Origin of the sequence: Leisingera sp. ANG59, assembly GCF_013317235.1 — a bacterium.
Taxonomy (GTDB): domain Bacteria; phylum Pseudomonadota; class Alphaproteobacteria; order Rhodobacterales; family Rhodobacteraceae; genus Leisingera.
The window spans coordinates 1-7,291 of the sequence record NZ_WLCM01000082.1; the positions used below are offsets into that span (position 1 = coordinate 1).

The 7,291-nt window shown below is 57.3% G+C and carries 7 protein-coding genes; 4 read left to right on the forward strand and 3 right to left on the reverse strand.

Translation table 11 applies throughout. The annotated features are described in order from the left end of the window. The coding region (locus tag GKC28_RS25630; RefSeq protein WP_174148636.1) for a transposase at positions 1 to 188 on the reverse strand (188 nt) is incomplete at its 3' end. Positions 189 to 397: 209 nt separating this feature from the next. On the opposite strand from GKC28_RS25630, the gene GKC28_RS25635 reads away from it, so the two are divergent. Then, a complete protein-coding gene (locus GKC28_RS25635; protein ID WP_174149769.1) occupies positions 398 to 1,420 on the forward strand; it encodes an IS110 family transposase in 1,023 nt (340 codons plus the stop codon). 776 nt (positions 1,421 to 2,196) lie between these two features. Here the strand turns inward: GKC28_RS25635 and GKC28_RS25640 are convergent. Together GKC28_RS25640 and GKC28_RS25645 are read right to left on the reverse strand one after the other, a co-directional pair. Beyond that, positions 2,197 to 3,591 carry an ATP-binding protein gene (locus tag GKC28_RS25640; RefSeq protein WP_174149770.1) on the reverse strand — a complete coding sequence of 465 codons (1,395 nt, stop codon included), beginning with the start codon at positions 3,589 to 3,591 and terminating at the stop codon, positions 2,197 to 2,199. Then, entirely contained in the window at positions 3,588 to 4,310 is a 723-nt protein-coding gene (locus GKC28_RS25645; RefSeq protein ID WP_174149771.1) for a response regulator, read from the reverse strand. Before GKC28_RS25645 ends, GKC28_RS25640 begins: the two co-directional genes overlap by 4 nt. 343 nt (positions 4,311 to 4,653) lie before the next feature. Between GKC28_RS25645 and GKC28_RS25650 the strand changes: the two genes are divergently transcribed. The 3 genes from GKC28_RS25650 to GKC28_RS26970 form a co-directional block, all read left to right on the forward strand. Next, positions 4,654 to 5,361, forward strand: coding sequence for a hypothetical protein (locus GKC28_RS25650; protein WP_174149772.1), 708 nt, complete (start codon positions 4,654 to 4,656; stop codon positions 5,359 to 5,361). Between the two features lie 372 nt (positions 5,362 to 5,733). Beyond that, positions 5,734 to 7,047 carry an SLC13 family permease gene (locus GKC28_RS25655; protein WP_174149773.1) on the forward strand — a complete coding sequence of 438 codons (1,314 nt, stop codon included), beginning with the start codon at positions 5,734 to 5,736 and terminating at the stop codon, positions 7,045 to 7,047. Between the two features lie 69 nt (positions 7,048 to 7,116). Then, positions 7,117 to 7,291 (forward strand): transposase (locus GKC28_RS26970; protein ID WP_217434166.1); only part of this gene is annotated, 175 nt, incomplete at its 3' end.

The window sequence follows — 7,291 nt, forward strand, 5'->3', positions numbered from 1 at the left end:
TGCCGCCGCCAGGTGGTCAGCAGCGACCGGCAAATGCCATGCCGCCGCGCTGTGGCAGCCGCTTGTCGGTGGCCGATAAAGCTCTCCTCCACGATGCGCAGTTTATCATCATCTGACCAATACCGGCGGCGATCACCATCGGCAGCGGAAAGAACTTCGATTTGAGGGCGGTTATTGAAGTCGGACATAAGGCCGGACTTACCATCGGATCGATCCCGGGATCAGGCGGCCGCCGCCGGAGCCTTACCCATATGTATGTACCGGCTGCTGTTCGCAACTGAGATTTTGGCGTGGCTTGCGGAAGTCGCTCATATGTATCCGATGGGGTGGACGCCCCTCCGACGGCATCGATGTGCCAAACTGGTGGTGTGATCACCACGTTAAGGAGGAGACGTCCATGGATGATGTTAGCATAATTGGCGTTGATTTAGCCAAGAACGTATTCCAGGTTCACGGAGCGACAGCCGATGGGAGGCCGCTTTTTAGAAAGAAGATTAGGCGGTCTAAGCTGCTGTCTTCACTCGCAGAGATTCCGAATTGTACTGTGGCTATGGAAGCTTGCGCCAGTTCTCACCATTGGGCGCGAGAAATCGGAGCTCTGGGGCATACGGTCAAGTTGATGCCTCCTATCTATGTGAAGCCTTTCGTCAAACGTCAGAAAAATGATGCAAATGACGCCGAAGCGATCGCGGAAGCTGCGTCGCGCCCTACCATGCGTTTCGTTGCAGTAAAAAGTACGGAAAAACAAGCATCAGGTATGGCGCTTCGAATCCGCGACCTGCTCGTACGACAGAAGACCCAAACCATTAATGCATTGCGTGGGCATCTGGCCGAATACGGGCTGGTAGCACCTTCAGGGACAGTTCACATCAATCGGTTACAGGCGGCGATCAGAGATCCGGAAACAAAGCTGCCAAGAGCCGTGGTCGATCACGCTCAACTGCTTCTGGATCATATCAAAATGCTGGTAGAAAAGATTGATACATTGAGTGCTGAGTTGCGCGCAGGCGCTCGACAGGATCCAGTATCAAAACGGTTGATGACGATCCCAGGCATTGGGCCAATAACCGCTGTGGCCCTTGCTGCGCTCTCCCCAGATCCAACCAGCTTCCGCAAAGGGCGCGACTTCGCCGCCTGGACCGGGCTCACACCCAAGCAATTCTCGTCGGGTGGCAAAGAGCGCATTGGTCGCACATCGAAGATGGGTCAGCGTGATCTTCGACGACTTCTGATCATCGGTGCGGCATCTGTCGTTCGATGGGCCATTCGACGGGGCGGCGATCAAGGTGGTTGGCTGGGGCAGATGCTTGCACGCAAGCCAAGGATGTTGGTGACTGTGGCTCTGGCAAACAAGATGGCTCGAATTGCCTGGGCTCTGATGGCGAAGAATGAGAACTACAAGAATCCGGCATTAGCCTGACCCTTTGGGGAAGCTCTTGCCGGTCATGTGAGAAGGTCGGAGGTGAAGTAAGGACAAACGGTCAACGAGACGGGATTAGGAGAACCAGACTTGAGGCCGTGCGCCTTTGAGCGCGCGTATCCGAATTGGACCTGATCCGCGCATCTCCATACGGGCCCGTGGTGTTTGTCAGCCACACTTTGAGGCCGAACACACGACAGCACCTGACCACATGTTCTATCTCGCTAAAACTTCTTGCATTCACCGGGGCGTCCACACACGGCCTTTTTGTCGGCTCGCGGGCCGTGGCCATTGTGGGTTACGCACGCGCCTTGGTCTCATTACTGTCCAGATCTATGACGACCCAATGGGCTCTCAGAATCTGGGGGCGTAGTTTCTCCGTTCCAAGCTATTCTCCTTCGCGAACTTCGGTGGGCCTTTAGGCGCTTCAAATTGCGCCCAGAGGCTTATTCCTGTTTGGCTCATAGGTTGAGCCATAGTGCAAAACACTCCATGCGGTGCGGGCCAGTTTGTTAGGGTCTTAGATTTCATGACTACTTCTCCTGTTTGCAGAAATAGGCAAAGCCTACGAAACCGATCATTCGCCCCAGCCAGAATTGACAATCGAGACCTGGACTTTCCGGAATTTCATGCAGCCATAGATAATGACGCCATCCAGCCCGAATCGGGCGCGCGCCGAGTCGTCTTTCGCCCGCCCAAGCTTTGCGGGGAGGGTGGAAACCCGACCCTGCTGAGAAACCTGATGGCCACCGTAAACTGTGCCAGGGTAGGGAACGTCACCCCTTCCGGCCGGATTTCAAGACGTTGGGAAGGCATATCATTACAAGAAGTCCTCCTTGCTGCCTGTTCGATAGCGCCACGGTGCCCCCATGATCCTCAATGATCGACTGCGCGATACTGAGGCCTAAACCTACACCGTCGGAGGACCGGACCTGATCCGAAGCAAGGCGGCAGAAAGGCTGAAAGACCGTTTCGATCTCGGCGTCAGGAATTCCCGGTCCGTCGTCCTCGACGCAAATGACCAGGTCGCGGCCTACTGGAGAAAGGGTAACCCGCGCTTGCCCCCCATAGGTCAGAGCATTTTCAATAATGTTCGTTATTGCCCGCTTCAACGCAATCCGCTTGCAGAAATAGCGTGTTGTTTCAGGTCCTTCGTAGGTGACATCGCCTCCAATATCGGCGAAGTCGTCACAAATACTTTCGACGAGGCTGCCCAAGTCTATAGTCGTACGTGGCTCGCCGTCATTCGACACTCGGGCGAAGTCTAGACACGTTCCGATAATGACATTCATGTCGTCGAGTGTCGCGAGGTTCTTCGCGCGCTCATTGGATTCGGGCGCAAGCTCGGTGCGAAGCCGAAGCTGGGTGATCGGTGTTCGCAGATCATGCGAGATCGCCGCTAGCATGACCGTCCTGCCTTCGACCTGGCGGATGAGGCGCGACTGCATGGCGTTGAACGCTCGCGCTGCAACGCGAACCTCCTCTGGACCAGCCTCGCTCAAAGGCTCTGAAGTCAGATCAAGACCCAGGCGTTCAGCGGCTTGCGCAAGGTTTTGTAGCGGTGCCGTGACGCGGTTGACGAGCCACAAAGCCACCAACCCAAGAACAAAAACCGCCATTAGCAGATTAAGCGCGAGGAACGTAGGGAAATAACTGGTCTCTGGAACAGTTCGACCAAAGAAGTTCAGCCAACTCGCCTCTGCGTGATTGATCGACAAGACAAGCAACCAGCCTTCCCGGGTTTCCCGCACTGTTGCGGGTTCGCCTGCGAATAAGGCAGATGGAAGGTCGATACCCTCTGGCAATTCCGGCCGGAACCAGACCCTCATCTCGTTGTCGCGGATGCGAGGAACGAGATTCACGACATAAGTTTCGAGCTCTTCTTCTTCCGTGGTCGGCGCTTCACTCTCGAATGGCGGAGTTTCGCTAGCCCAGACGCGGAAAGCGCGGCTATCGGAGGCCGCAACTATATCGGCGTTCCAGTCGTCAGGGATGTCACGCAACAACCGGCTGATGCCCGCAGCGCGCTCCACCATGTCAAACGCGTCCTGGAAGATCAGGGTTTCCTGTTTGTCGCGCGAATAGAGCACGTAGCCGATCGCATTCGAAATAACGAGTCCGGCGATGACGATAACCACCGTACGCGCGCGAAGGCTGTCGAACACTTTCATTCGGTCGTGACGTCCGGGGCGAAGAGATATCCGCCACCCCAGACAGTTTTGATCATTCGGGGATCCTTTGGATTATCGCCGAGTTTCTTTCGCAGCCGGCTGATCTGAATGTCGATGCTTCGATCGAATACCGCCGCGGCGCGGCCGCGCGTGAGGTCGATGAGCTGGTCACGTGTCAGGGTTCGCTGCGGGCGCTGGACGAGTTCGAGCAATAGACCGTATTCGCTGCTGCTAAGCGAGACGATCACGCATTCGGGGCTCAGGAGCTCCCTTTTACCAATGTCGAGGCGCCAGCCTTCGAAGCAATAGAACCGCTCTTGGCACGTCGGTTCTGACTTGGGACCGGAGCCGCCGCGGCGCAGCACAGCCTTAATCCGCGCAATCAGTTCCCGGCTGTTGAAGGGCTTCGGCAGATAGTCGTCAGCACCCATTTCCAAGCCTAGGATACGGTCGATGTCATCGCCCTTCGCGGTCAGCATGATAATTGGTGTCGGATCGTGGGAGCCCCGAAGCTCCCGGCATAGGGCTAGCCCGTCCTTGCCCGGCAGCATAATGTCGAGCACGATCAAGTCGATGGCTCCATCCGCCAGCACACGTCGCATAGCCGCTTCGTTCTCGGCCCTGCTGATCCGGAAGCCATTGCGCTCGAGAACCTTTCCTACAAGGTCCCGGATTTCACGGTCGTCATCGACGATGAGTATGTGCGGTGTTCGGCTCAAGCTAGTTTTGCATCTTCCGGAATAACTATGCCTCGTACCACACACAAGTTGCCCCCGGGAAGCGCCACCGAACAGTGTGTGGTCGACTTTCTTGTAACAGAGTTTTTCAAGCACTGTTGAGTCAAACGGTTGTTACAACTCCGATGAACCTTGCCGGAAGAATATACGCAGCAATGCGCCAAGATGGACTCCATCAGGAATTGGGATGGAGAACATAATGACGAATGCCGAGATGGCCTGAACCAATGCCTCCGGTGGCCCCGCCTGTCCCGCTGCCACCGATCACTGGGCGGATCGGCTGCCCGCTTGCCGATCCGCCCTCCTTTTTCGAAGGATGCATGAAATGTTTTTCAGCGAAATCAGAAGAACCCTGTTTGCAGCGACCTCAAAACTCCGAGTGGAAACGAAAGCTGCGTCGCAAGGCATGGCTGCCTTCTCGCAATTCACCGAGCCGTCCCCGGAAATCCGCGCTGCTGTACGGAGGTACCGGCTTGGGTTGCCGGCACAAACGCGTGGAGAGGCGAAAGGGGCATTTCACCTGCCGGCCGCTTATGAGGCAATACCCGTCCACAAACGGGCCTCTCCATACGGCGTTCTCGCATCATCGGACGCCATGATCATCACGCGTTTTCGAATTTCCCGAGCCGATGAAGAAATGTCGTCTTTGCTAGGCCAGAAGGTCGAAGGGCGGAGCGTTCTCGAACTCGGCCTGAACGGTCTGGAACTTCCTTGGCACTGCGATATGATGAGGGCGCTCGAAGATCGAGCAGCGGTGTGGAGTGTATCAGCACTCATTCAGCATTCAGACGAATACGTGCTCGAGCACATCGTGATGCCGACCCGCTCCGGAGACGGGCAACTTTTGTTGATCGGCTGGTTCCATTGCGTCGGCAGTAAGCTTGAAGGCTACCCGGCATGGACAGATGATATGGACGTCCGCCGCGAGCGGCCTGGTCAAAGGATTTCTGACTGCCTTCCAGAGGCCGCGGGACTGGAGGGGCCGCTAATACCGGAGCCGCAAAGAAAGCGCCAGCTTGATGCTTTGGTATAGGAGACACGGTCCGAACCACCGCGGCTTCCACTTTGCCGCTCCTGAAGGACTTGCATGTTCTAGGAACGCTCATTGCGCATGCCGTTTGAGCCCACCACTGTCTTTGCCTTGAGCGCCGCAGATGTCGAAGTTCCCTGAGTGAACGGAGCGGCATTCACTGCGGGAACGATTGTTTGATGTCAGTTGGCTGACTGCCGGCACGAAGGAACTGGAGCTACCGTTGAAGTCCTCTTAAATTTCAGTTCTCGCGCTTTGGAGAAAATGGCATATTGCCGTGCGAACCAATGGTGGTTGCCGGGCTTCGGATGCCTGGGAACCACCAGCGCCTTGCCGTCAGCGCTCAACAGCACGGCATCGAAGCGGGTAGCCCTAATGCTGATCGATCTGGGTCCCTATGCCCCTTATGGCGCACTTCTTCTGGTGATGACGGTATTCGCGGTTTTTGTCAGTGAGCGCTTCGCAGCGGAAGTTACCGCACTTGGCGGCGTGGCGCTGGCACTGCTCTTGGGTTTGGTCGGCGTGGACGATGTGCTCAAAGCGCTGAGCAATCCGGCCCCGGCCACAATAGGTGCGATGTTCGTGCTGAGCGCGGCGCTGGTGCGAACCGGCGTACTGGATACTTTGGCTGAATGGCTCGGCCATGGCATAACCCATCGCCCAACAGTCACGATCGCACTGTTCTTCCTGCTGGCGGCGATCGCTTCCGCATTTATGAACAATACACCCGTTATCATGATCCTGATACCGGTGGTGTTCGGGCTGGCCCGGCGGTGCGGAACCAGCGCGTCGCGCCTTCTGATGCCGCTCAGCTTTGTAGTGATCATGGGGGGAACCTGCACCCTGATTGGCACATCCACTAACCTGCTCGTAGACGGGGTTTCTCGGAAATTGGGCCTTGCGCCGTTTGCGCTGCTGGAAATCGCGCCGCTTGGGATTGCACTGGCTCTCGCGGGCAGCCTCTACCTATTCTTGGCTGCGCCTCTTCTGCTCCCCGAGCGCAGCACGGTCAGTGAGCATGCACTTGGCGTCCGGCGCTCCTGGCAGGTCGAGCTTTTTGTTCCGCCCGGATCACCGCTGATTGGGCAGAAAGTGGCAGAGGTTGCAGATTTCCGGCGAAGCACCACGCAACTTGTCGATCTGATACGTGAAGATGTTTCTCTCAGACGGCAGTTGCGTGACGAGGTCCTTAATGCCGGCGACAGGGTGGTAGTGCATGCTTCAGACTCCGAAGTGATAGGATTTCGCAGTTCCGACGCAAAAGAGTTTGCCATTGCCGGTACGGAACCCGCTCTGGCTCGACGTCACAAGGTGGTTGAAGCGCTGGTGAAGGATCGCAAGGGAGTCTTCTCTGCTCTCGGCTGGCGGCGCAGCCACGGCGTCTACCCGATTGCCGTCCACCGTCACGGCAGCGCTGTGGACTTGCAGGATGAAACCTTCCATCTGCGCCCGGGTGACACGGTGCTTCTGGACGGTCCTGCCGACGAGATCGCGCGCCTTGCGCGTGACGAGGATCTGATCCTGCTTGCGCCGATGCAGGCCCGGGCCTACCGCCGGGATAAGGCTCCTATTGCGCTGGCGGTGCTGGCGCTGGTTGTGGCGGGCGCTGCGCTGAATTTCGCCCCGATCCTGCCGCTGGCTATCATCGGAGCAGCAATCGTGCTGCTCACGCGCTGCGTCGAGCCGTAACCGCCCGATTTGAACCGCCTGCTCGTGTGTGCCGGAGATTGCTAAGAGACGTCCATAAAGACGTCTTTAATGACGTCTCCTACAGGGAGGGAGGCAGCTGTGCGGGGCGAAATTCTTGGCTTGGAGCGTCGGCGCCGCTGGAGTGACGACGAGAAGTTGGCGATTGTGCTTTCGGTCGGGGAGAACGGCGCGACCGTGTCGCAGGTCGCACAGCGCCACGAGATCAGGCGGCAGCAGATCTATG